The organism is Streptomyces sp. NPDC005899, assembly GCF_040629645.1.
GTDB lineage: Bacteria > Actinomycetota > Actinomycetes > Streptomycetales > Streptomycetaceae > Streptomyces.
The window spans coordinates 1-3793 of sequence record NZ_JBEXWB010000481.1 but is presented as its reverse complement, the minus strand read 5'-3'; the positions used below and the strand labels follow the sequence as shown (position 1 = coordinate 3793).

The window sequence follows — 3793 nt, the reverse complement described above, 5'->3', positions numbered from 1 at the left end:
TTCCCGGGCGCCCCTCGGTCGCTTCCCGGCCCGGAGCGGCGGCCGCGTCGCACGCGGGCCCGAGACGCCCCGTCCCCCATGCTGCTCGGCGGACGGTCGCGGCACGCGACGGACGGCCTCACCACTCCCGCTCGGGCCACGTGACGCCAACATGGCGCACAGATATGCCGCGACACTTCCGCCCTCCGTCCGTGCGCCCGCACGCGTTTCCTCCGGACCGACAGACACCCCTCTCGGGAACCCCTGATCGAGGGCGGAGAACGCCGTGCTCACGCCAAAAAGCGCTTCACCCACCGTGTCCGAACATCTACTCCTCGGATACCTGTCACCCCGCTAGCATGGCGCCATATGGCGTCACAGGCGGGCCGCAGGGCCCAGGGCCTCCCTCCACGCGTCCGATGCGCGGCCCCACGCCGCGGCGGCATCGCCGGTCCGAACCGCACGGCACGGCATACAGACGGCAGGCATCGCGCGATCCGACGCGGCGCCACAGCGAACGGCGAGGTGTCGGACGTGGTGAGGCTCGGCAGGGATCTACTGCACGACCGGGCACGGTTCCCGGGCAGCGAGGGAAGGGCAGGCGCACGACGGCCCCCCTGGGTCGCGGAGGCCGCTCCGCCCGGCCCCGCCCGCGACGACGGCTCCGGTGCCCGGCGGCACAGCCGTGCCCCCGCGGCCGCCCGATCCGGTCGTACATCACGCCCGCACCGGGCCGCCCCACCGCCGCGGTCGTCGCACGGTCGCGGTGGCGCCTCGGGGAGGGCCTGGTCATGTTGACGTTCGACACCCCCGGGCCGATCCGGGCGGCCCTCAAGCTGACATTCGGTCAGGCCCTCTTCATCACGACGGACCGGGGGGCGACCACGGTCGACCTGTACCCACGAGACCCCGCCGACCCGGCCGACGTCCGCACGGCCGAGAGCGCCCGTGTCGACTACGCCGGCGGCCGGCTGCTGGTGAGCGTGCCGGAGCCGCGCGAGGCTTCCGGCGCGGCCGGCGCGGTCAGCCTGGTCGTCGAACTGCCCACCGGGTCCAGCATTCACGGTGACGCGGTCGCCACGGACTTCCGCTCCAAGGGAACACTGGGCGAGTGCCGTCTCGCGACCGGGCTCGGCCACATCCGGCTCGACCGCACGGGCACGGTACGCCTGAACTCCGCCCTCGGTGAGATCGACGTCGACCACGTGACCGGGGGCGTCGAGGCGACGGCCGAGAGCGGCGACGTGCGGATCCGCCGGATCGACGGCCGTGCGACCCTCCGGACGACCGGGGACGGCTCCATCGAGATAGGCAACGTTACCGGAATCGCCCGCGCCCACGCCGACGTGGGTGACATCCGCATCGGTTCCGCCCACGCGGGTGTCGAGGTCCGGACGACCCAGGGCGACATCCGCCTGGAGGAGGTGGTCCGGGGATCGGTCTCGGCCGGAACCACCTTCGGGGAGATCGACATCGGCATCGCCGACGGCACGACCGCCCAGCTGGACCTGGACTGCGGAGCGGGCAAGGTGTACAGGTCCCTTTCACTCCTGGAGGACCGGACGATGTCCGAGGAGCATGTCCACGTACACGCCCGCACGGTCATCGGCGACATAGTGATCCGCCGATCACCCTCCGAATCCGCTCCGTGACAGGCCCGCCGGCCGGCCGGACCGGGAGGACGGCGCGGCTCTCGTACCCGTGAAGGACGCTTTTCGGCCACCACGTGGCACCGGGTGCCGTGACGCCGGGCGCCTCACCGTCCGAGCGTACGACGCCCCGGTCCCGTCCGTCGCAACTCCAGGCGCGAGCAGGACAGCACGCTCGCGCCCCCGTGCCGACCGGAGGTACCGGCGCGCCGCGCACGGGCTGCGGTGCCGCCGAACGACCCGGCGCACGGGCTGCGGTGGCACCGAACGACCCGGCGCGCCGACACGGTCACGCCGGCTCGGCACGACCGGCCGGTCGCGCACGGCGGCCGCCCGGGCCCCGGCGCCCGGCCTCGGCCCGGACGCCGGCGTCCGCCTCGGCCCGTACGCCGGGGGACGAAGAGTGCACCCGGGGGCCGAGGCACTCCCGGACCCGGGCCGGGCGCCGCCCGCACGGAGGCGGGCCCGGGGCCCGCCCGGCGGTACCGTGGAACTCCCCGTGATCGCACCCTGTCCCGTCGACAGGACAGTGCCGCACCCGGGAACGCCACAGGCCCTTGAAGAGGAATCCGAGGCGCACTAAGTTGGCGCCCCGGTGAGTTCCGGAGAAATAACAGCGCACGCCTCCCGGGCAAATGGCGAGTTTGTTCGAGACCCGCAGTCGCGTTACGGAGCACCGGTATTCCCGGCCTGCGTCCTCTTCGATTACGGTAATTAACTCGTAAAAGATTCCGCGGCAGCCCTGTCACAGCCACGCCAACGGGAGAATTTTCCATGGGTACTTCTGAGATCGAGACCTACGACCTGGTCGGCGTCGGATTCGGACCGTCGAATCTGTCTCTCGCCGTCGCCCTGGAAGAACACCGAGGCGGCATCCCGGGGCAGCCCCTGACAGCCGCGTTCTTCGAACGTCAGCCGTCCTTCGGCTGGCACCGCAACATGCTGCTGCCCCACACGACCATGCAGATCTCCTTCCTGAAGGACCTCGTCACTTTCAGGAATCCGCTGTCGCGGCACAGCTTCGTGTCGTATCTGCACTCGGTCGGCCGGCTCACCCAGTTCGTCAACAACCAGGATTTCTTCCCGACCCGCCAGGAATTCCACCAGTACCTGGAGTGGGTCGAGTCGAACTTCAGCCACCAGGTCTCGTACGGCTCCGAGGTCACCGGTCTCCGGCTTCCGGAGAACTCCGGCCCCGGAAGGCCGGACCACGTGCAGGTCGAAGTCAGGGACACGGGCGGGTCGGGCACGCGGATCGTCAACGCCCGCAACCTGGTGATCTCGACGGGACTCGTCCCCCGCATGCCCGAGGGAATCCAGCGGGACGAACGGGTGTGGCACAGCTCGGATCTGCTGGAGCGCTTCCGGGGGCTGAACGGCGACGACCTCAAGAACGTCGCGGTGGTGGGCGCCGGACAGAGCGCGGCGGAGATAACACGCTTCTTCCACGACATGCTGCCGCACGCACAGGTGACGGCGGTCATCCCGTCCTACGGGTACTCCGTGGCGGACGACACCCCCTTCGCCAACCAGGTCTTCGACCCGAGCGCGGTCGACGACTACTACTTCGGCACCGAGCTGACCCGAGAGGCGTTCTGGCGGTACCACAGGAACACCAACTACTCGGTGGTCGACGACGAACTGATCAGGGACCTGCACAAGCGCTCCTACCAGGAGGACGTGAGCGGCCACAAGCGCCTGCAGTTCCTGAACCTGACACGGGTGGCCGCCGTCCGGCGTGCGGGCACGGAGACCAGGGTGACCCTCAGATCCCTCGTCGAGGGCGAGTCGCGGGAGCTGGAGACGGACGCGCTCGTCTTCGCCACCGGCTACGACTCCATGGAGCCGAGCAGGCTGCTCGGCGACCTCGACCAGCACTTCCTGCGCAACCAGAACGGCCTGCACCGGGTCGAGCGCAACTACCGGATCGCCACCACCGGCGCCCTCCCGTTCGACGTGTACCTCCAGGGCGGGACCGAACACACCCACGGGCTGACCTCGTCCCTGCTCTCCAACCTCGCCATCCGCAGCGGTGAGATCGTCAAGTCGATCGAGCAGCGGAGGACGGAACGCGCGCTGATCCACCGCACGCCGGTGGCGGCCGGCGAGAGCACGAGCTGATCCCGCACCTTCCACCAGGACGTCCCGCCGGCGGTGCCGGCGGG

General features: G+C 70.6%; 2 protein-coding genes. Both read left to right on the top strand.

Features of this window, described 5'->3' with window-relative positions; translation table 11 throughout:
* Positions 1 to 770: 770 nt before the first annotated feature.
* Positions 771 to 1631 (top strand): DUF4097 family beta strand repeat-containing protein, encoded by an 861-nt coding sequence (locus tag ABZ371_RS30220; protein WP_358685581.1) that lies wholly within the window; start codon positions 771 to 773, stop codon positions 1629 to 1631.
* A gap of 771 nt (positions 1632 to 2402) precedes the next feature.
* Positions 2403 to 3749: a lysine N(6)-hydroxylase/L-ornithine N(5)-oxygenase family protein gene (locus ABZ371_RS30215; protein ID WP_358685579.1), complete on the top strand. Its 1347-nt coding sequence runs from the start codon at positions 2403 to 2405 to the stop codon at positions 3747 to 3749.
* The last annotated feature ends 44 nt before the right edge of the window (positions 3750 to 3793 follow it).